Below are 19,531 nucleotides of genomic sequence, written 5' to 3'. Positions count from 1 at the left end.
ACGTTCCATCCGCCGGGATCTGAAAGCCGCTTCGCTGCATTCAGGCTGCTCGGCCGGCCCGCGCCAATCCATGTTCCACGAGCCGGTCGATGATTTCGGAATAGCTGACGCCGCTTGCCGCCATTGCCTTGGAGTACATGCTGATATCGGTGAAGCCGGGGATGGTGTTGATTTCATTGACCAAGAACTGCATGTCCGGTGTCAGGAAAAAGTCGATGCGCGCCATCCCGTCACAGCCGACGGCTCTGAAAGCCCTTGCAGCCACATCCCGCATGCTTGCCTCGACCTCGGGCGGCAGTTCGGCCGGCACTTTTAGCGCCGCGCCGTTCTCGTCGATGTATTTGGCATCGTAGCTATAGAAACCGTGGCTTTCCGCCGGCACGATCTCGCCTGGCCGCGAGACGAACAGGTCGCCTGCCGGGTCCTCCAACACGCTACATTCGATCTCGCGCCCATGAACGAATTCCTCGGCCAACAGCTTGCAATCGTGCTGGAAGGCTTCAGCAAGCGCCCCATCGAATTCCTGGCTGGCATTGACCTTTCTGACCCCGACAGACGATCCCTGACGCGCCGGTTTGATGAAGAACGGCAGGCCGAGTTCGCCTTCGAGTGTGGCGAGGGCGGGCGCCGCACCTTCATGGACCGTCACTGAGCGCGCGATTGGCAGACCCGCCGCTTTCAGGAGCCGCTTGGTGACATCCTTGTCCAGCGCGGTTGCTGAACCCAGGATGCCGCAGCCGGCAAGCGGCACCAGAGCCACCTCGGCCACCCCCTGTACCGAGCCGTCTTCGCCATGGGGGCCGTGCAGGACGGGAAACAGGATGTCGATCGTTGGCAGATCATAGGGCGTGCCGTCGGCCGGGATCGCCATCATCCGTCCGCGCCCACCCGGAAGCAGGCAAACTTCCGTGCCGCCTGCAGGTTTCGCGAGCTTACCATCCTGAAAGCTGCTCAGCCGCCACCGTCCCTCGCGCGTGACGAAGATTGGGACGGCATCGTATTTGGCAGGCAGCAGCGCACGCATGACATTGGTTGCGGAAAGCACCGAAACGTCATGTTCGGCGGAACGTCCGCCAAAGAGCACGGCAATGCGCAGTCTGTTTAAGGAAGAGGTCATGAAAGCCTCGGAGATGATCTGGTGTTGAAAGGGTCAGAAGCCGACGGCAATACCGCGGTTGGCGCTGAAGTAAGGCGCTTTGGTCTGCTGCATTGTGTCGATGTCCTGTCGTCGCGGCTGGTACCCGATGACTGGCAACCTTGGCTTTTTTTCGAGCCGATCTACGGGTCCATGTAAAAAGACGGCCGTGAAATTGGCGCAGGCGTTATTCGTTGCGTGACGTGAACGTTGGTATATATAATTTCATCCCATGAAAGCGGCTCTGGGCGAGTTGCCGAGCCAACAGCCGAGATCATGGGACTTTGATGGTTTGCACCTGAAGACCGGCGATCGATCCGCGGATGACTGCTTCCGCAGCAAACCATCGGCAGTCATGACGCGGCCGGTCCCGCGCCACATCTTCACCAATTTGGGCACCACCCCGTTTTGCGCCGGCATCCGCTTCGGCAGCATTGTGGCGCCGACGGCCTTGCGCAACGACCAGCTTTTCCAACACAATCAAAAAAGACGCAAGAAGGGAACTAACGATAACTTCCACCAGAGCTTGACAGGAGAACAAGCATGTTACTTCGGAGCATGATTTCGAAACTATCAATGGGAGCCTTGGCGCTTGCCGCAGCAAGCGCGCTGACACTACCGGCACAAGCAGCGGCGCCGGAATCCAACGACCCGATCAAGATCGCGCTGTTCGACTGGACCAGCGTCAATCTGAACGCCAAGATCCTCGGCGGCATCCTCGAAAAGCTCGGCTATACCGTCGAGTACCCGACCGCCGACTATCTCTCCAGCCTGACCACCGGCCTGACCAATGGCGACATCGATGTCGGCATGGAGTTCTGGGACACGACGGCCGGCGAAGCGATGAAGGCCTCGGATGCAACCGGCCAGACCGAACGCCTCGGCAAGCTCGGGCCCAAGGCCAAGGAGGAATGGTGGTTTCCCGAATATATGAAAGAGAAATGCCCGGGCCTGCCGAACTGGGAGGCATTGAAGGACCCGAAATGCGCCGAGGCCTTTTCGACGGCGGAAACAACACCGAAGGGGCGCTATCTCGGCGGCCCTGTGACATGGGAAGGTTTTGACGACGAGCGCGTCGAGGCGCTGAAACTGCCCTTCACCGTCATCCATGCTGGCACCGATGCAGCGATGTTCGCCGAACTGGACTCGGCCTATCAGCGCAAGGCGCCGATAATGCTGTGGATCTATTCGCCGCATTGGGCACCGGCCAAATACAAGGGCGAATGGATCGAATTCCCCGACTATACTGTAGAGTGCTACACCGACCCGAAATGGGGCGTGAACCCCGATGCGAAATACGACTGTGGCAAGCCGCATGGCGAGATCTGGAAATATTCCTGGGCCGGCATGAAGGACAAATGGCCGGTCGCCTACAAGGTCGCCAAAAACTACACGGTCGATACCGACGAGCTCAACAAGATGAGCGGCGAGATCGATCTCGAAGGCAAGACGCCGGAAGACGTCGCCGCCGCCTGGATCGCCGCCCACGAAGCCGACTGGAAAGCTTGGGCCGAGTGACCGTCTGACTGGAAATCCGACGGCCCGGCCATTCGTGGCCGGGTCTCGATCCCTATTCCAGAAGGACGATTGCATGACCGATACGATTGAACGCGCGGCGAAAGCGGGCAACGATGCCCGCCCGATAAAGCTTGCCTGCCGCAATGTCTGGAAGCTGTTCGGGGCGGACGCGGCCAATTTCATCCGCCGGCGCGACGGCAAGGCCAGCCTGGCGGACATCGCCGCTGCCGGACTGGTTGGCGCGGTGCGCGCCGTCGATCTCGAAATCCGGCAAGGCGAGATCTTCATCATCATGGGACTTTCGGGATCAGGCAAGTCGACGCTGGTGCGCTGCATGTCGCGGCTGATCGAGCCGACCCACGGCAAGGTCGAGTTTGAAGGCAAGGACCTGCTCAAGATTTCCGATGCCGCGCTGATCGAGTTGCGACGCCACCGCATGGGCATGGTGTTCCAGAATTTTGCCCTGCTGCCGCATCTCAACGTACTGGAGAACATCGCCTTTCCCTTGGGCATCCAGGGGCAGGACCGGCCGACGCGCGAAAAGCGGGCTCGCGAGGTCATCGAGTTGGTCGGCCTGCGCGGCCGCGAGCATTTCTATCCACGCGAGCTTTCCGGCGGCCAGCAGCAGCGTGTCGGCATCGCCCGCAGCCTCGCCACCAAGCCGGAAATCTGGTTCCTCGACGAGCCATTCTCGGCGCTCGATCCGCTGATCCGCCGTGAGATGCAGGACGAGCTGATGCGGCTGCAGACCATGCTGCACAAGACCATCGTCTTCATCACCCATGATTTCGACGAGGCCATCCGGCTGGCCGACCGGATCGCCATCATGAAGGACGGCGAGGTCATCCAGATCGGCACGCCGGAAGAGCTGGTGGTCAACCCGGCGACGGATTATGTCGCCGAATTCACCCGCGACGTCGACCGCGCCAAGGTGATCTCGGCCAAGAGCCTGATGCGCGCCTGCGACGGCGCTGAACATGGCGGCACGGTCGCGCCCGATGCCAAGATCGCCAGTTTCTCGGCAGATATCGTCTCTGCCGGCAAGCCCTTCGCGGTGGTCAACGGCACCGGCAAGCCGATCGGCGAGGTAACGCCGCAGGCGGTGATCGATCTTCTCGCTGGCATCGAACGTCCCGGAGCCGGCGCATGACGGTCACGGCAAGCGCGAGCGCAGCGAGGCCGCGGCAGGGTCAGACCTGGCTGGTGATCTGGGCCTGCGCGCTCGCCGCCGTGCTTGTTGTCTTCCTGCTGCAGGAAAGCCTGCCCTGGACGGTCAATTACCCAGCCAATGCCGTCATTCCCGTCGCCGACTGGGTCAGCGCGCTGATGAACTGGGTGAAGTCGAACTTCTCCTGGCTGACGCGCTCGCTCACCGCCGTGCTCGGCGTGCCGCTCGATTTCGCGCTCAATCTTCTCGCCAAGAATTTCAAGATCGGCCATGGCGCGGATATGATCGTCTTGCCGCGCCTGTCCTGGGTCGGCGTCTGCGCTGCCGCGTACCTTGCCGGCCGCGCTGCCGGCGGCTGGAAGCTGGGCGCGCTGGTCGGCGGGTGTTTTCTCTACATCGCGCTGTTCGGGCAGTGGACCAGCGCCATGCTGACGCTGGGCCTGATCTCGATCGCTGTGCCGTTTTGCATTGTCACCGGGCTGTTCGCCGGCATCTGGGCATGGCGCAAGCCTTGGGCAGAAAGGCTATTGATCTCCCCTGCCCTCGATCTGATGCAGACGATCCCAACCTTCGCCTATCTCATCCCGATGCTGCTTTTGTTCGGCAACAGCCCAGTCTCGGCAATGATCGCGACGGCAATCTTCGCGACACCGCCAATGGTGCGGGCGACGATGCTGGGCCTGTCGCGGGTGCCGTCGGAGATCGACGATTTCAGCGAGATGGCCGGCTGCACGGCACGGCAGAAGCTGTGGCGGGTGCTGTTGCCGTCGGCGCGGCCGACGCTGATGGTCGGCGTCAACCAGGTTATCATGCTGGCGCTCAATATGGTCATCATCGCCTCGATGATCGGCGCCGGCGGCCTCGGCTATGATGTGCTTTTGGCGCTGCGCGCGCTCAAGGTCGGCGAGGCGATGGAGGCAGGCCTCGCCATCGTCGCACTGGCAATTGCGCTCGACCGGCTGAGCCAGGCGATCGCGCACAATCAAGCCAAGGGCCATGTCTATCAGGACGTGAGCCCGAGCTTCTGGCGCCGTTATCCCAATCTGACGCTGGCCGTTGCCATCCTTGCCGTCAGCACACTGTTCGGCCTGTTCGTGCCGGCCTTCGCGGCGGTGCCGAAGGCGATCACCTTCACCACCGCGCCTTTGTGGAAGGCGGCGGTGAACTGGATCACCATCAACTTCTTCGACACGATCGAGGCGTTCCGCGTGGCGCTGATCCTCAATGTGCTGAACCCGGTGCGCGCTCTCTGCGAGGGCTTTCCGTGGCTGGGCGCGGTTTGTCTCCTGGGCCTTGCCGGATACCAGCTCGGCGGCTTGCGCTTCGCCGCCCTGGTCGCGGCCTTGACAGCGTTCTGCGCCGTCACCGGCCTTTGGGAAAAGACCATGGCGACGGTCTACCTGTGCGGCATCTCGGCCTTTATCGCTTGCCTGATCGGCATCCCTATCGGGCTGATGGCATCGCGCAGCGACCGCTTCGAAAAGATCGTGACGCCGGTCATCGACACGCTGCAGGTGCTGCCGTCGTTCTGCTTCATCATTCCGGTGGTGATGCTGTTCAGAGTCGGCGACGTCACCGCGATGATCGCCACCGTCGCCTTCGCCGTGGTGCCGGCCATCCGCTACACCAATCACGGAATCCGGCAGGTGCCGCCGGCGCTGATCGAGGCGGCGAAGGTTTCCGGCTGCACCAAGCGCCAGACCTTCTTTCGCGTGCAGCTGCCGCTGGCGTTGCCGGAGATCATGCTCGGCGTCAACCAGACTATCCTGATGGCGCTGGCAATGATCATCATCTGCGCCATGGTCGGCACGCGCGATCTCGGCCAGGAAGTGTTCATCGCCCTGTCCAAGGCCGATTCCGGCCGCGGCATCGTCGCCGGCCTGGCCATCGCCTTCATCGGCATCGTCGCCGACCGGCTGTTCAATGCATGGACGGCCAAGGCGAGAGCGAGGCTGGGATAGCCGGGAATAGGACGGCCACAGGAAGCTGCCGCTAATGGCGCCCCGGTGACGAGTTACCGATCCCTACGCCTAACGACATAGCCCTTCGGGATTATTGCTCGCTCTTGGCTCACATCGTACGGCTGTGATGGGACGGGTAGGCTCAACAGGAGAGCGGATAATGTCTAAACGCGTTCCCTTTACTACCGGTGATCTAGCAGATCATCAGTGGGGTATCGATGACGCCCTCACAGGCGATCCAAACACGAATATCTTGACCGGCGACGCCGGCGGCAGCCTGCTCGATTTCTCGAGAGGCGGCAACGATACCTTTACGGAAACCGCACCGTCGACCTACACCTTCTACGGTGACGCGGCTCGGAGCTTGTTCAATTTTGCTCGGGGCGGTGACGACACCTTCACCACGGGGCTTTCGTCCACCACGACGACTGCCTATGGTGACGCGGGCGACGATATATCGGACCACAGCAAGGGCGGCAACGATACCTTCAACAGTGGATTGGCAAGGCAGGTAGTCGATACCTTCTATGGTGACGCCGGCGGCAACATGCTCGGCCATGCTCATGGGGGTGACGACACTTTCCTGACCCAAACCAAACAAGGAGCCGACCACACCTTCTACGGTGATGCAGGCGGCGAGATGTCCGATCGCAGCAAGGGCGGCAACGACACCTTCGAGGGCTCGAAAGAAGCCAATAACATTTTCTACGGTGACGCCGGCAGCAACATGTCCGGCAATGCGCGGGGCGGCGACGATAGCTTCACGGGCAAGAGCGATTCATTCAACACTTTCTACGGCGATGCCGGCGGCGACATGTCGGACGACAGTAGGGGTGGCAACGATACCTTTACGGGCCGCTCCTTTTCCACCAACACTTTCTTCGGCGACGCCGGCGGCAACATGTCTGGCCATGCTCTGGGCGGCGACGACTATTACACAGACACGTTTGGGGATCTCGGGAGCAAAACTCTCTATGGCGATGCGGGCGGCGATCTTTCCGGTTTTGCCACGGGCGGCAACGACACCTTCACGAGCGTGGGTGGGTCCCGGGTAACGTTCTACGGTGACGCGGGCGGCAGTATGTTCGACCATGCGCTTGGGGGCGATGACGTGGCCGTGCTGCAAGGCACCGCCCATAATGTGGGGTATGGCGACGCCGTGACGATGCTCGGCAACGCTGTGGGCGGCAATGACACCCTGACCGGCGGGGACAAGAGCGCCTTTCCTGACGTTCTAAACGAGTTGTCCGGCGACGCGCGCGCTATGTCCGGCTCCGCCCAGGGCGGCAATGACATTCTTACCGGGGGCCAGAACAGCGAAAGCGGCCAAGTTCGCAACTTCCTGTGCGGCGACGCTCTGCAAATGTCCGGTTCGGCTCAGGGCGGCAACGATGTCCTGTACGCAGGGAGCGCGGCACCTGGCTGCACGGTCATCAATGACATGTGGGGGGATGGACAACTGAGCGAGTTGGGTCAGGGCGGCGCAGACCAATTCATATTCAAGGACGATGGTTCAATGACGGTCGGAACCCAAAACACCATCTACGACTTCAGCCAGACCCAAGGCGACACTATCGTGTTTAGTGGCGTGGAGGGCGTGCAATCGTTCGATGATCTCACAATTGCGCAAAGTGGAACCGACACCATTATTACCGCGGGAGTCGATCAAGTTACTCTCGCAAACTTTGCGAGCCCGCTGACAACGAGTGACTTTTTGTTCGTCTGAAAGTGAAACCTTACCTGTTCGAAGTAGCTGGAATGCGGTGAGAGTTCGTTGAAGATGGTCGCGCGGCCGGTCGCCCCAATTCTGCTCGACCGGCCGATCGGCGATCCCAGCCGCAAGTATGGATCAAGCGGCCAGGAATCTCTCGGTCAATCGAGCCCAGAGCGCTGCGCCAACGGTCAAATTGCCGTCGTTGAAATCATATTTCGAACTGTGAAGGATGGCTGAATCCTCGCCGTTGCCGAGGCGGAGGAAGCAACCGGGTTTGTGCTCGAGGAAATAGGAAAAGTCTTCGCTGCCGGGGATCAACGGGCAGACGGCCACCTTGTCGTGACCAACGAGTTCAACAGCGACGTCTGTCGCAAAGGACGTCTCGCTCTCGGAATTGACCACCACCGGGTAGCCGCGCTCGTAGTCGATCTCGACGGTTGCGCCATGCGCCTGCGCCACAAGTGCTGCGATACTGCGAATACGCTGCTCGAGCCTATCGCGAATCTCGACCGAGAAGGAGCGGACGCTGAGCGTGATCTCGGCCTGTTCGGGGATGACGTTGGAGGCCGTGCCGCCGTGAATGGTGCCGACGGTGACGACAGCCGTCTCGATCGGGTTGACGTTGCGCGACACCACCGTCTGGAGGGTCATGATGATGTTGGCGGCAGCGACGATCGGGTCGACCGTCAGGTGCGGACGCGAGGCGTGGCCGCCACGCCCGGCGATCTTGATGGTGACGGTATCGCTCGCTGCCATCAGCGGCCCCGCGCGCATCAGGAAGGAACCCGCCGGCGCGCCCGGATGGTTGTGCAGCCCGAAAATCGCATCGCAGGGAAAGCGCTCGAACAGGCCGTCGGCGATCATCGCCTGCGCCCCGCTTCCTTTGCCGGCTTCCTCGGCCGGCTGGAAGATGAGGTTCACCGTGCCGTTGAAATGGCGCGTGCGCGCCAGGTATTCGGCCGCGCCGAGCAGCATCGTGGTGTGGCCGTCATGGCCGCAGGCGTGCATCTTGCCGCTGGCTTGGCTGGCATAAGGGAGATTGGTCGCTTCGGTGATCGGCAAGGCGTCCATGTCGGCGCGGATGGCAATGCTGCGGCCGCTGCCTTGGCGCAAGCGGCCGACGACCCCGAGCCCGCCGACATTGCGTGTCACCTCATAGCCCCAGCTTTCGAGCCGTTCGGCAACGTATGCACCCGTTTCGTGCTCCTGGAAGGAAAGCTCGGGATGCGCGTGCAGGTGCTGGCGAGCCGCAGCAAGCTCGGCGGCCTTGTCGGCGAAGTCGGAAACATCGGCGAACTGGTTGGAGGTCTTTGGCATGAGGGGTCCTTTGCCGAGCACGTAATGGCGCCGGCTTTTCTGTCAGATGAAACGGCTTAAAAAGGCCCGCGTGCGCGGGTGCCTGGGTTTGGCGAGAACCTCGTCCGGAGGCCCGGCCTCGATCACATTGCCGTCGTCCATGAACACCACCCGATCCGCCGCTTCGCGGGCGAAGCCGATCTCATGCGTGACCACGATCATGGTCAAGCCCTGCCTGGCAAGATCGCGCATGGTGGCGAGCACCTCGCCGACCAACTCCGGATCGAGCGCCGACGTCGGCTCGTCGAAGAGCATCAATTTCGGGCGGATGGCGAGCGCACGGGCGATGGCGACGCGCTGCTGCTGGCCGCCTGAAAGCTGGCGCGGATAGGCGTCGATCTTGTCGGCGAGACCGACACGGGTCAGCAGTTCGCGGGCGTAGCCGATCGCTTCCTTGCGGTTCTCCCGGTGAACGCCGACCGGAGCCTCGATGACGTTCTGAAGGGTCGTCATGTGTGGATAGAGATTGAACTGCTGGAACACCATGCCGATCTTGCGCCGCTGCGCCGCGATCGCCCGATCGGAGAGCTTGTCGAGACGGCCGTCGTGCAACCGGTAGCCGATCTGCTCGCCGTCCACCTCGATCGCCCCTTGGTCGATCGCCTCGAGATGATTGATGCATCGCAGGAAGGTCGACTTTCCGGAGCCGGACGGTCCGAGAACGACCACCACCTCGCCAGGCGCGACGTCCAGGTCGATGCCCTTCAGCACCTCGAGCGGGCCGAAGGCCTTGTGAACGTTGCGCGCCCGGACCAAGGGCGTGTCATGCGCGCTCATTGGCGGCCTCCAGGGTGGCGGTCGCCGTCTTCTCGCGGGCGCCGCGGTCGCCGCGGCTGTAATGGCGTTCGATCGCGCCCTGCGCGACATTGAGAACCGAGGTGATCAGCAGGTACCAGAGCACCGCAACCATCAGCAGCGGAATGATTTCGAAGGTGCGGTTGTAGATCGACTGCACGGAGTACAGCAGGTCGGCCATGGCGATGACGCTGACCAGCGACGTCGCCTTGATCATGCTGATCAGCTGATTGCCGGTCGGCGGCACGATCGAGCGCATCGCCTGCGGGATGATGATGCGCCGCAGGGCCCGCGCGCGGGTCATGCCGAAGGCTTCAGCCGTTTCGGCCTGCCCCTTGTCCACCGACAGCAGCCCACCACGAATGATCTCTGCCATATAGGCGGCCTCATTCAGCGCCAGACCGAGGATAGCCGCCGTCAAAGGCGTGATCAGGTCGTTGGTGTTCCAACTGGCGAAACCGATGGAAATGCGCGGAAACAGCGTCGAAAGATTGTACCACAGGATGAGCTGCACCAGCAGCGGCGTTCCCCGGAAGAACCAGATGAACAGTCCGGATAGAAAAGATGCCAGCCTGTCTTTCGACATGCGCGCGATGGCGAGCAGCAGGCCGAGCACGATACCCAGGATCATCGCCACGACCGTCAGGCCGAGCGTTACGGAAAGCCCCTGCATGACCGTCGGATCGAAGAAATACTGGGCGACGACTGGCCAACCGAAATTCGGGTTGACCGCGACGATATAGGCGAAGCCGGCCGCCACGGCGACGGTGAACGCCCAGAGCGCCAGCCGGACAAGCGGAAACGGCCGGTGGGCTCGCTTGACATCGCGCAGAGCGTCGTCGGGACGTCGCGGCACCTCGGACGCGTAGGCAGCGGTCGCGTCGGTCATGGCAGCCTCTACTGTCCCTGGTTGATGCCGGGCGCGTCGATCATGTTCTTCTCGAGACCCCACTTCTTCATCACCGCGGCGTAGGTGCCGTTCTTCATCAGGATCTTGAACGCGTCGAGTAGTACACCGCCCAGCGGCGAGCCCTTCTTGACGACGGCGCCTTGATAGATGTCCTTGAAGCCATTGGCCTGGCCGACACCTGAAAGTTCCAGTTGGCCCTTCGCCTGCTCGACGAAATAGGTCAGTGGCGCCTGCGAGGAGAAGAATGCGTCGGAGCGCTTCGACCGGACGGCCAGTATCGAGCTCGGCTGGTCGGTGAAGGATTGCACCTCGACGGCCGGCTTGCCGCCCTCGGTGCATTTCTGCGCCTGCTGCTTGATGACCTTTTCGGCTGAGCCACCCGACATCACGGCGATGCGCTTGCCGCACGCCGTGTCGAGCGAGGTGATGCCTTGCGGATTGCCCTTCTCGACGGCGAAGACGACGTATTCGCGCACCCAATCGATGAAGTCGTTGGATTTCTGGCGGTCGGGATAGTCGCCGACAGGTCCCATCGCGAACTGATAACGGCCGGCATTGATGCCGCTCAGCAAGGCCGGCAAGCCGGCGACCGAGGCGTGATCGACTTCGACACCGAGCAGCTGGCCGATGGCGTCGGAAATGTCCCTGGTTGCCCCGGTCAGTTCGGTGCCGGTGACGATCTCATAGGGCGGGAACGAGCCGTTGTTGACGGCCGTGATCTTTCCCGCCGTGCGGATCTCTTCCGGCAGCCGGGCCCGCAAATCTTCGTTCACCGATTGCTTCTGGATATCCTGGGCGAAGCTGGCCTGCGCCAGAATGGTGACGAGCGAGGCGAATATGAAGCTGATTGTCCTCATGGCATTCTCCTTCGTGTTCTTCGTTGCGCGTTGTCAGGCTGCGGTGGCCCGCGACCTGGCGTCGAAAGGAAACAAGGCTTCGGCGGAAATCGGTTCCGTCAGAATGCCCTGGGCATGTAGCTCGGTGACGAAATCCTCGATCATGCGCCGGTTGGCGGGCAGGCCGCTGGCGTTCCAGGAGGCAGGCAGGTCGCGCCCCGCATGAAGCAGCTCCTCGAGGATCCAGGGCGAGGTATCGGCATATTTTCGGCGCTTGCCCGTCCAGACGCGCTGGCTTTCGTCGATCAGCCTGGCGAGTTCCTGCGGCAGCCAGGGGTGCTCCCTGGCCAGGACGGCCTTGACGGCGACCAGATGCATGCCCGGGACATAACCGACGTCGGCGAAATAGGCGCGTTCGGCCGCGCGAAAATCGCGCAGCACTTGCCGGAAGCCGGAAGCCGGGCCGAAAAAGCCGTCCGGCATGAAGGGTGTGAAAACGGCGTCGAGCTCGCCTTGCGCCAGCAGCTCCATCATCGGGCGCTCGCCTGGCGCTGCTTCGATGCGACCCGGCCTGCCGAATCCGTCGAGGCGGTCGGCGACCGGGTGCTCGGATGTCAGCCTGCCGGCAAACCAGTAGGCGTCCTCGACGCCGACACCTTCGCGGCGAAGTGCCGCCCGCGTCCATGTGTTGCCGGAATCGCGCCAGCCGGTGACGCCGATGCGTTTGCCGGCAAGGTCGGAGAGCCGTACCAGCGGACTGTCACTGACCGTGATGATGCAGCGGTGGCGAAAGCCGCGCATGATGAAACACGGTATTCCAACCACCGTATCCCGGCCCGACGCCATGGCCGACAGATAACGGCTGAACGAGACCTCCGCCGCATCGTAGTTCGGATCCGTGCAGAGATCCGGGATCAGCGTGGCGACACGGTCGACCTTCACCGACAGGCGGCTCGAAGTGACGTCACCCAGGACCAAGGGAGTGAGGTAGTCCCAATCGCGGGTGGCTATGGTGATGGAGACGGGCGTGGTGGAGGCGGGCATCGGCATGAACTTCAAAGCTATGTTTGACCGGCGATTGGTAAATGTTTATTTTTGGCCGATCAAATGTTATTATGTTACTGAACATTCACACTGACAGTCGTTGATTCGATGGATTTCGATGCAGGATGGTTCGCTGAACGCCTCGGTGACCGCACGACGCGCGGCATCGCGCGCGAGACCAGCGCGCTGATCAGAAGCGGCGCGCTGCCTGTCGGCGCAAAGCTTCCGCCGGTGCGCGATCTTGCCTATGTGCTCGGCGTCAGCCCGGCGACGGTCTCGCAGGCGTGGAGCGAGCTGCGGCGCTACAAGATCATCGGCGGCCGCGGGCGCAACGGCACCTGGATCATGGGCAACCGCTTTGCCGCCCGGCCCGAGCGCCACATGAGCGGCGGCAATTACGGTGCGGACATTCTGAACCTGGCGATCGCGGAGCCCGATGTGAAGCTCTTGCCGCCGCTCGACATCGCGCTGGCGCATGGCGCGCGCGCCGAAAAGCTCAACAGCTACGACCGGGTGCGCATCCTGCCCGAGCTGGAGGCCGCGGTGCGCCCGTCATGGCCGTACGATCCCGGCGCGTTCCTGGCCACCAATGGCGGTTACAACGCCATCTACACCTTGCTGCATGCGCTGGTCCCGACGGGGGCGCCTGTGGCCATCGAGAATCCGACGGCGCTTCGCCTGCTCGACATCCTCGAAGATCTCGACGTGCCGATCATCCCGGTCGACTGCGACAGTGACGGCCCCTTGCCCGACGCGCTCGCCAACGCTCTGCGGCAGCGGCCGGTCGCGTTCCTATTCCAGCCGCGCGTCCATTCGGTGACCGGCGCCTGCATGTCGTCGGCGCGGCTGGAAGTCATCGGCGACCTGCTCGCCGGCACCGACGTGCTGATTGTCGAAGATGACGGCGTTGGCGATATTGCCGATGCGCCGGGCATTTCGCTTGGCCGGCGTTTTCCCGATCGCGTCGTCCACATCCTGTCCTATTCCAAGACCCATGGCCCGGACCTGCGGCTCGCCGTGCTGTCCGGATCGGCGACGATCGTCGAACAGATCCAGTCCTATCGCAGCTTCAGCTCGGGATGGACCAGCCGTATCCTGCAGGCGGCCACCGCCTGGCTGCTGCAAGACCCGGCCACGGCTGTCTTGGTCGAGCAGGCGAAGGAAGTGTACCGCCGCCGTCGCGAACGGCTCGCCGGCGAACTGGCGAAACGCAATGTCGGGATCGACGCCGGACACGGTCTCAGCGTCCTCATTCCGGTTGCTTCGGAACCTTACGCAATGGTCACGCTGGCTGCCCACGGCATCGCGGTCCATGCCGGGGCCAAGTTTTCGACCGGGAAGACCAGTGCCGTGCGCGTCGCGACCAGCATCTTGAGCGAGGAGCACCTCGAGCACGTCGCAAATTCCCTGGCGCTGGCGGCCGACCCGGCGCGGGACGTTGTCTGAGGCAAGGCAATCGTCGTTCGGACTTGCCTACTCCGCCGCCACGCCCTTCACCTCGAGATAGCTCTCCATCGAATCGTCCATCGCCTGCAGCCAGGGCGTGTGATGCAGCGGCGCCATCGTGCCGGTCATCAGCGAGCGATAGGAATGGTCGCGGAAGCCCATGATGTCTTCCGCCTTGTGGTGCTCCCACTCCATGAAGGTCTGATTGACAGCCTCGACATCGAAGCCGGGATAGTCGGTCTGCTCCATCAACTCCCTGGTGTAGTCGCCCTGGAACCAGATCATCTGCTCGGCGTCTTCCAGCGTTTCCTCGCGTGCCCGCCACTTTTTGCCGTGCTCGGCCATCGCATCGGCCGAGGGCAGTTTGATGCGGCCCATGATGACGTCGCGGGCGAACCAGGCCTGCGCGTCGAACATGTTGAAGGTGTAGAACTGGTCCTGCATGCCGATATAGGACAGCTTCAGGTTTTTCTCCCAGACGACGCCCTCGTAGAGCCCGTCCGGCCACATGCGGTTGGCGGTCTTCAGCTTCAGATCTTCGGTCAGGAACGGGAAGGAGTGGAGATAGCCGGTGCACAGGATGATGGCGTCAACGTCTTTGGTGCTGCCGTCCTTGAAATGCGCGGTCTTGCCGACGACCTTCTGCAGCAGCGGCACTTCCTTCCAGTTCTCCGGCCATCTGAAGCCCATCGGCTTCGAGCGGTAGCTGGAGGTGATCGATCTGGCGCCGTATTTGTAGCATTGCGAGCCGATGTCCTCGGCCGAATAGGAGCGGCCGATGATCAAAATGTCCTTGCCCTTGAATTCCATCGCGTCGCGGAAGTCATGGCTGTGCAGGATACGGCCGTTGAAGGTCGAAAAGCCCTCGAAATAAGGAACGTTGGGCACGGAGAAATGCCCCGAAGCGACGACGACATTGTCGAACTCTTCCGAGTAGGTGACGTCGTTGGTGCGGTCATGCGCGGTGACGGTGAACTTCTTCGTCGCATCGGAAAAGGTGACCATGCGCACCGGGCTGTTGAAGCGCACCCATTGGCGCACGCCGGATTTTTCGACACGGCCCTTGATGTAGTCCCACAGCACGGCGCGAGGCGGATAGGAGCCGATCGGCCGGCCGAAATGCTCCTCGAACGTATAGTCGGCGAATTCGAGGCATTCCTTCGGGCCGTTCGACCAGAGATAGCGGTACATCGAGCCGTGCACCGGGTCGCCGTGCTCGTCGAGGCCGGTGCGCCAGGTGTAGTTCCACAGGCCGCCCCAGTCGGACTGCTTTTCGAAGCAGACGATCTCGGGAATGTCGGCGCCGTTGTCGGCGGCCGACTTGAAGGCCCTGAGCTGGGCCATGCCGGACGGCCCGGCTCCGATGACGGCAACACGATCTTTCATTTCGGGCCTCCCGATCTCATTTCTCTAACGAAACAAATTTCACTGACAGGACAGTAATTACCCCTTCGATGCTGTCAACAGGCCTTGTCGCGAAACCCTCGTTTCACCACGCTGGATTTCCAAGCGACGCGGTAGCTCGGGCGAAATCCGGACATTGCGCAATTCGACACGGGTGGCTTGCCGTAAGAGTTGCGCTTCTGTATCGGCACCGAATATGTTCACCGTGAGTGAAATGAATCGGCAAGGTCCGGGGTGGCGAAATGGCGAAAAAAGCGACCAGTCTAAAGCCTGCGGCAGCCGCCGCGGGCAAAGCCAAGCCGTCGGTTGCTGTAATCGATCCGCGCAAGATGCGCGCGCCGCTCACCCAGAACCCGCACGCCATTCGCGACACTCGCGAAAAAGTGCTGGAGGTCGCGATCGGCCGCGAGGTGCGGGCATTCCGCAAGAAGCTCGGCATCACCGTCGCCGATCTGGCGGCCGCCACCGACATTTCGCTTGGCATGCTGTCGAAGATCGAGAACGGCATCACCTCGCCGTCGCTGACCACGTTGCAGGCGCTGTCGCGGGCACTCGGCGTTCCCGTCACCGCATTCTTCCGCCGCTTCGAGGAAGAGCGCAGCGCCGTCTTTGTCAAGGCCGGGGAAGGCCTTGACGTCGAGCGCCGCGGCACGCGCGCCGGCCACCAGTACAATCTGCTCGGCCATATCGGCTCCAACACCAGCGGCGTCGTCGTCGAACCCTATCTGATCACGCTGACCGAAGATTCCGACGTGTTTCCGACCTTCCAGCACGAAGGCATGGAGTTCCTGTATATGCTCGAAGGCGAAGTGGTTTACCGGCACGGCAGCAATCTCTACCCGATGAAGCCCGGCGACAGCCTATTCTTCGACGCCGACGCACCGCACGGACCGGAAGTGCTGACCGTTCTGCCGATGCGCTATTTGTCGATCATTTGCTACCCGCAGAGCGCGGGGTGAGCGGAGCTCGATCTCCCCTTGGTCGCCTCGTGAGGGAGATCGGCGGCTTCGCGACGGCTACTCTTTGCAGCATTGGGGATTGGCGAAGCCGAAGTGACATTCGATCTCCCCCCTTGAGGGGGAGATGTCCGGCAGGACAGAGGGGGGCGAACCGCGATGACGCATAATCTAGTATCCGCCAACAACCGCCGCAATGCGCGCAAGATGCGCAAGGTGATGACCGATGCCGAACTCAAGCTTTGGAATGAGATCAGGGCACACAGGTTGATGGGACTGGGATTTCGACGCCAGATGCCTATCGCCGGCCATGTCGTCGATTTTGCATGCCCGGACAAAAAGCTGATCGTCGAGCTTGATGGTTCCCAGCATGGCCAGGCCGAAACGTCGGAATCGGACGCTGCAAGAACCGCGAAGTTCGAAGCGCTGGGCTGGACGGTCCTGCGCTTCTGGAACGACGATGTCATTCGCGATATCGACAATGTCTGTCAGCATGTCGTGATCGTGGCTGGGCTGGGCGGCGCGTCGTGAGCTTCGCGGAGGCGCTGGGGTGGAGATTGGGCAAGGCCGGCGCTCCACGGCGCCCCCCTCTGCCCTGCCGGGCATCTCCCCCTCTAGGGGGGAGATTGGCTGCTTTAGGGCAGCGCCAACAGGGGCAAGAAAAACTCAATCCGGCCCAAACCCCGGCGACGTCGCACTGCCGTCATCCAACTTCGACAGCCATTCGACGAGCGTCGCGCGGTAGCGCGTCAGGCCCTTGTAGGTGGCGAGTTCCTCGGGCAGGTCGCGGATGACGCGGTGCAGGCGCCGTGCCCATTTCGGCTGCATCACCAGCTCGTCCATCTTGATCAGGTAACAGCGGATCGGGAACACGATCGCATTCGAGCGCGGCAGCCGCCAGAAGCTCTGCAGCTCGACGCGCAGATGAACCTTGTCGCCGACATTTTCCGGCGTCACCGTGGCGCGGTCCGGACCCCATTTGTGGTAATTTTCCGGGCTGGTATCGAGGCGCGGATTGATGGTCATCGTCCAGTTCAGCCGGCGCGCCGGCTTACCCTGCTGGATATTGGTGAGGAACTTCAGCGCCCGGACGAATATGCCCTTCTCATGCGCCAGCGGCACCGGCGCGTGCCATTCGAAGAAGTTCATGCCGATGTCGAAATCGAGCGACCAGTCGGCCTGGGTGGTGACCATGCCGGCATCCATCCACAGATTGCCGTCGCGCTGGTCGAGGATGCAGAAATCGCCCTGGCTCTGGCGGGTGATGTATTCCATCGGCCCATAGGGCAGCGTCGAGACGTCACCGAAGGTGAAGCTGTCGTCGATGCCGAGCGGCCGGTTGATCCAGCGCCAGCGGTCGCCGTCGCGGGCCAGGGTGAAATGCTCGGGATAGCCCAGCGCCTGCTGCTCCATCAAAAGCTCAAGCAGATCCCAGCCGGCCAGCGTCATGTGCGGCAGCGATTGGCAGCGCAGCGGATCCTCGGCCAGCACCAAAGCGCGGTCCTGCATCTCGGCGACATAGTGCTCGTCGACGTCGATCAAATTCTGCAGCACGCTGCCCTTCGGCCCGACGACATGCGGCTCGATGTTGACCGCATACATGTAGCTGTCTTCGTGGAACGGGAACGGGAACCGCCTGATGTGCTCGGGGCTGTTCCTGAAGGTGAAGTCGTCGCGAAAGGTTTCCTTGCGAAAGGTAATGTCCAAGCTCGCCTCCTATCTTTCCAGCACCAGCGACCTGCCCTCGAAGCGCGACACGCAGGGCATGATCTTGCAGCCCGAACGGTGGTCTTCCTCGCTCAGCCAGTGGTCGTTGTGGATGAATTTGCCGTCATGCGAGATGACGTTGGTCTCGCACTGGCCGCAGACGCCGCCGCGGCAGAGATAGGGCGGATCGACGCCGGCCGCCTCGATCGCCTCGAGCAGGCTCTGCTGCTCGTCGACGCGGATCGTCTTGCCGCTGACCGCCAGCGTCACGTCGAAGGGCGCACCCGGCTGCGGTGCCGCGAAATGCTCGAAATGCACGGTCTGGGGAGGCCAGCCTAGAGCGGCGGCGCGGTCACGCACCCAGCCGATCATGCCGGACGGGCCACAGACATAGAGATGGGTGCCGAGCGGCTGCGACGACAGCAGCCGGTCGAGCTCGATGCGCTCGTCGCGATCGTCGTGATAGAGCCTGACCCGGCGCTCGTAGCGCTCTCTCAGCAGATCGGCATAGGTGCCGAGCGAAGCGGTGCGGCAGGTGTAGTGCAACTCGAAATTGCCGCCCTCCGCCGCCAGCTGCGCGGTCTGCGCCATGAACGGGGTGATGCCGATGCCACCGGCCAGCATCAGATGCTTCCTGGCGCGCAGATCGAGCGAGAACAGGTTGACGGGGTAGCTGACCACCATCTCCGTGCCCGGCCTGACCTGCCGGTGCATGAACAGCGAGCCGCCGCGGCCGGCCTCGTCGCGGCGAACCGAGATGGTGTATTCGCGGGTGTCGAGCGGCGAGCCCATCAACGAATAGGGATTGAGCCTGGTCCGCTCGCCATCGCGCATCTCGACGACGACATGGGCGCCGCCGGAAAAGGTCGGCAAGAGCTCGCCGTCGCGCCTGCGGAAGTGAAAGCGCGTCACCAGCTCGTTGACCGGAACGACATCGCTGACGATGACGTCGAGCTTGGTGGTGCCGGTGCTCATCGAAAGACCTCCTCCGTCGGAGGAATTTCACTGCGGTCCTCGGCATTGATGCAGACGCCCTGGAAAGCGGCGAGGCGTCGTGAATAGTGGTCGCGAACCAGAAGCAAGAGGCCGCAATGCGAACAGGTCGCCGGCTGCGTCGTCACGTTCTCGGTGATGCCCTTGCAGTGGACGCACTGCATGCGGCGCGCCAGCGAGCCGCGATGCTCGGTCTGGATCGAGATGTGGTCGATGCCGGCTTCGAGCGCCGCCTGCATGGCCTGGCCGATCAGCCCTTCGGTGCCGGCAAGGTAGAGCCTGAGTCCCATATGCGCGTTTGCCAGCGTCTGCTTCAGCCGCGGCAAAGCGCTGGCAAAGGAATGGCCGAGGTAGAACTGCGCCGGCTTCAGCGCTTCGAGCACATCGGCATATTTGCTGTCGCGGCCGGGAATGAAAATGATGTGGGCGCCGCCGAAGAAGTCCGCCGGTGCCTTGGCGGCCAGATCGGCAATCGCCAGCGCTCCCTCTGCATCCGCTACGAAAAGATGATACTTGCCGGGCTGCGGAGACAGGGTCCCATAGACCGGCCGGCTGATGATGCTTTTCGCTGCCATACCCGCAGTATGC

At 62.5% G+C, this 19,531-nt stretch carries 18 protein-coding genes; 8 read left to right on the top strand and 10 right to left on the bottom strand.

The window, feature by feature from the left end; genetic code table 11:
* Positions 1–40: 40 nt before the first annotated feature.
* Entirely contained in the window at positions 41–1,117 is a 1,077-nt protein-coding gene (locus NKH37_RS29930; protein WP_352484101.1) for a D-alanine--D-alanine ligase family protein, read from the bottom strand.
* Between the two features lie 250 nt (positions 1,118–1,367).
* Between NKH37_RS29930 and NKH37_RS29925 the strand changes: the two genes are divergently transcribed.
* From NKH37_RS29925 to NKH37_RS29905, 5 genes are all read left to right on the top strand, one after another.
* Positions 1,368–1,697 (top strand): hypothetical protein, encoded by a 330-nt coding sequence (locus NKH37_RS29925; protein ID WP_352484102.1) that lies wholly within the window; start codon positions 1,368–1,370, stop codon positions 1,695–1,697.
* Positions 1,679–2,653 (top strand): ABC transporter substrate-binding protein, encoded by a 975-nt coding sequence (locus NKH37_RS29920; RefSeq protein WP_352484103.1) that lies wholly within the window; start codon positions 1,679–1,681, stop codon positions 2,651–2,653. The genes NKH37_RS29925 and NKH37_RS29920 overlap by 19 nt, the downstream gene beginning before the upstream one ends.
* A gap of 73 nt (positions 2,654–2,726) precedes the next feature.
* Positions 2,727–3,803 carry a quaternary amine ABC transporter ATP-binding protein gene (locus tag NKH37_RS29915; protein ID WP_023716786.1) on the top strand — a complete coding sequence of 359 codons (1,077 nt, stop codon included), beginning with the start codon at positions 2,727–2,729 and terminating at the stop codon, positions 3,801–3,803.
* Positions 3,800–5,782 carry an ABC transporter permease gene (locus NKH37_RS29910; protein WP_352857267.1) on the top strand — a complete coding sequence of 661 codons (1,983 nt, stop codon included), beginning with the start codon at positions 3,800–3,802 and terminating at the stop codon, positions 5,780–5,782. The genes NKH37_RS29915 and NKH37_RS29910 overlap by 4 nt, the downstream gene beginning before the upstream one ends.
* A gap of 160 nt (positions 5,783–5,942) precedes the next feature.
* Positions 5,943–7,508 carry a hypothetical protein gene (locus tag NKH37_RS29905; protein WP_353042165.1) on the top strand — a complete coding sequence of 522 codons (1,566 nt, stop codon included), beginning with the start codon at positions 5,943–5,945 and terminating at the stop codon, positions 7,506–7,508.
* A 123-nt stretch (positions 7,509–7,631) separates the two neighbouring features.
* Here NKH37_RS29905 and NKH37_RS29900 read toward each other — a convergent pair whose 3' ends face one another.
* From NKH37_RS29900 to NKH37_RS29880, 5 genes are read right to left on the bottom strand one after another with little or no spacing between them, the layout of a single operon-like run.
* Positions 7,632–8,813 (bottom strand): M20 aminoacylase family protein, encoded by a 1,182-nt coding sequence (locus NKH37_RS29900; RefSeq protein ID WP_023716783.1) that lies wholly within the window; start codon positions 8,811–8,813, stop codon positions 7,632–7,634.
* A gap of 42 nt (positions 8,814–8,855) precedes the next feature.
* Positions 8,856–9,629 carry an amino acid ABC transporter ATP-binding protein gene (locus tag NKH37_RS29895; RefSeq protein ID WP_352484108.1) on the bottom strand — a complete coding sequence of 258 codons (774 nt, stop codon included), beginning with the start codon at positions 9,627–9,629 and terminating at the stop codon, positions 8,856–8,858.
* Positions 9,616–10,536, bottom strand: coding sequence for an amino acid ABC transporter permease (locus NKH37_RS29890; protein WP_352484109.1), 921 nt, complete (start codon positions 10,534–10,536; stop codon positions 9,616–9,618). Before NKH37_RS29890 ends, NKH37_RS29895 begins: the two co-directional genes overlap by 14 nt.
* Positions 10,537–10,544: 8 nt before the next feature.
* Complete coding sequence (locus tag NKH37_RS29885; RefSeq protein WP_352548726.1) at positions 10,545–11,414, bottom strand: ABC transporter substrate-binding protein; 870 nt, start codon at positions 11,412–11,414, stop codon at positions 10,545–10,547.
* A 33-nt stretch (positions 11,415–11,447) separates the two neighbouring features.
* Positions 11,448–12,437, bottom strand: a complete 990-nt coding sequence (locus NKH37_RS29880; RefSeq protein ID WP_352857270.1) for a substrate-binding domain-containing protein — start codon at positions 12,435–12,437, stop codon at positions 11,448–11,450.
* A gap of 108 nt (positions 12,438–12,545) precedes the next feature.
* Between NKH37_RS29880 and NKH37_RS29875 the strand changes: the two genes are divergently transcribed.
* Entirely contained in the window at positions 12,546–13,883 is a 1,338-nt protein-coding gene (locus NKH37_RS29875; RefSeq protein WP_023716779.1) for an aminotransferase-like domain-containing protein, read from the top strand.
* Between the two features lie 27 nt (positions 13,884–13,910).
* Here NKH37_RS29875 and NKH37_RS29870 read toward each other — a convergent pair whose 3' ends face one another.
* Complete coding sequence (locus tag NKH37_RS29870; RefSeq protein WP_023716778.1) at positions 13,911–15,269, bottom strand: trimethylamine monooxygenase; 1,359 nt, start codon at positions 15,267–15,269, stop codon at positions 13,911–13,913.
* Between the two features lie 260 nt (positions 15,270–15,529).
* Here NKH37_RS29870 and NKH37_RS29865 point away from each other — a divergent pair, with 260 nt between their 5' ends.
* The gene (locus NKH37_RS29865; protein ID WP_023716777.1) at positions 15,530–16,246 is read left to right on the top strand and encodes a helix-turn-helix domain-containing protein; all 717 of its coding nucleotides are present in this window, start codon (positions 15,530–15,532) and stop codon (positions 16,244–16,246) included.
* 156 nt (positions 16,247–16,402) lie between these two features.
* A complete protein-coding gene (locus tag NKH37_RS29860; RefSeq protein WP_023716776.1) occupies positions 16,403–16,774 on the top strand; it encodes an endonuclease domain-containing protein in 372 nt (123 codons plus the stop codon).
* Between the two features lie 135 nt (positions 16,775–16,909).
* Here the strand turns inward: NKH37_RS29860 and NKH37_RS29855 are convergent, their stop codons facing one another.
* Genes NKH37_RS29855 through NKH37_RS29845 form a run of 3 tightly spaced genes read right to left on the bottom strand, consistent with a single transcriptional unit; the run spans position 16,910 to position 19,518 of the window.
* Complete coding sequence (locus tag NKH37_RS29855; RefSeq protein ID WP_352857272.1) at positions 16,910–17,950, bottom strand: heme-dependent oxidative N-demethylase family protein; 1,041 nt, start codon at positions 17,948–17,950, stop codon at positions 16,910–16,912.
* A 9-nt stretch (positions 17,951–17,959) separates the two neighbouring features.
* Positions 17,960–18,925 carry a PDR/VanB family oxidoreductase gene (locus NKH37_RS29850; protein WP_352484116.1) on the bottom strand — a complete coding sequence of 322 codons (966 nt, stop codon included), beginning with the start codon at positions 18,923–18,925 and terminating at the stop codon, positions 17,960–17,962.
* Positions 18,922–19,518 (bottom strand): dimethylamine monooxygenase subunit DmmA family protein, encoded by a 597-nt coding sequence (locus NKH37_RS29845; protein ID WP_352484117.1) that lies wholly within the window; start codon positions 19,516–19,518, stop codon positions 18,922–18,924. Before NKH37_RS29845 ends, NKH37_RS29850 begins: the two co-directional genes overlap by 4 nt.
* Positions 19,519–19,531 lie beyond the last annotated feature (13 nt).

Origin of the sequence: Mesorhizobium sp. M1217, assembly GCF_040318275.1 — a bacterium.
In the GTDB taxonomy this organism is placed as follows: Bacteria; Pseudomonadota; Alphaproteobacteria; order Rhizobiales; family Rhizobiaceae; genus Mesorhizobium.
The sequence above is the reverse complement of the archived record's forward strand: the minus strand, read 5'-3'. Positions and strand labels throughout refer to the sequence as shown.

What these genes read in the sequence shown, in the direction of transcription:
- NKH37_RS29930 (WP_352484101.1), bottom strand. Translation starts at nt 1,117, where the DNA reads ATGACCTCTTCCTTAAACAGACTGCGCATTGCCGTGCTCTTTGGCGGA.
- NKH37_RS29925 (WP_352484102.1), top strand. Translation starts at nt 1,368, where the DNA reads ATGAAAGCGGCTCTGGGCGAGTTGCCGAGCCAACAGCCGAGATCATGG.
- NKH37_RS29920 (WP_352484103.1), top strand. Translation starts at nt 1,679, where the DNA reads ATGTTACTTCGGAGCATGATTTCGAAACTATCAATGGGAGCCTTGGCG.
- NKH37_RS29915 (WP_023716786.1), top strand. Translation starts at nt 2,727, where the DNA reads ATGACCGATACGATTGAACGCGCGGCGAAAGCGGGCAACGATGCCCGC.
- NKH37_RS29910 (WP_352857267.1), top strand. Translation starts at nt 3,800, where the DNA reads ATGACGGTCACGGCAAGCGCGAGCGCAGCGAGGCCGCGGCAGGGTCAG.
- NKH37_RS29905 (WP_353042165.1), top strand. Translation starts at nt 5,943, where the DNA reads ATGTCTAAACGCGTTCCCTTTACTACCGGTGATCTAGCAGATCATCAG.
- NKH37_RS29900 (WP_023716783.1), bottom strand. Translation starts at nt 8,813, where the DNA reads ATGCCAAAGACCTCCAACCAGTTCGCCGATGTTTCCGACTTCGCCGAC.
- NKH37_RS29895 (WP_352484108.1), bottom strand. Translation starts at nt 9,629, where the DNA reads ATGAGCGCGCATGACACGCCCTTGGTCCGGGCGCGCAACGTTCACAAG.
- NKH37_RS29890 (WP_352484109.1), bottom strand. Translation starts at nt 10,536, where the DNA reads ATGACCGACGCGACCGCTGCCTACGCGTCCGAGGTGCCGCGACGTCCC.
- NKH37_RS29885 (WP_352548726.1), bottom strand. Translation starts at nt 11,414, where the DNA reads ATGAGGACAATCAGCTTCATATTCGCCTCGCTCGTCACCATTCTGGCG.
- NKH37_RS29880 (WP_352857270.1), bottom strand. Translation starts at nt 12,437, where the DNA reads ATGCCCGCCTCCACCACGCCCGTCTCCATCACCATAGCCACCCGCGAT.
- NKH37_RS29875 (WP_023716779.1), top strand. Translation starts at nt 12,546, where the DNA reads ATGGATTTCGATGCAGGATGGTTCGCTGAACGCCTCGGTGACCGCACG.
- NKH37_RS29870 (WP_023716778.1), bottom strand. Translation starts at nt 15,269, where the DNA reads ATGAAAGATCGTGTTGCCGTCATCGGAGCCGGGCCGTCCGGCATGGCC.
- NKH37_RS29865 (WP_023716777.1), top strand. Translation starts at nt 15,530, where the DNA reads ATGGCGAAAAAAGCGACCAGTCTAAAGCCTGCGGCAGCCGCCGCGGGC.
- NKH37_RS29860 (WP_023716776.1), top strand. Translation starts at nt 16,403, where the DNA reads ATGACGCATAATCTAGTATCCGCCAACAACCGCCGCAATGCGCGCAAG.
- NKH37_RS29850 (WP_352484116.1), bottom strand. Translation starts at nt 18,925, where the DNA reads ATGAGCACCGGCACCACCAAGCTCGACGTCATCGTCAGCGATGTCGTT.
- NKH37_RS29845 (WP_352484117.1), bottom strand. Translation starts at nt 19,518, where the DNA reads ATGGCAGCGAAAAGCATCATCAGCCGGCCGGTCTATGGGACCCTGTCT.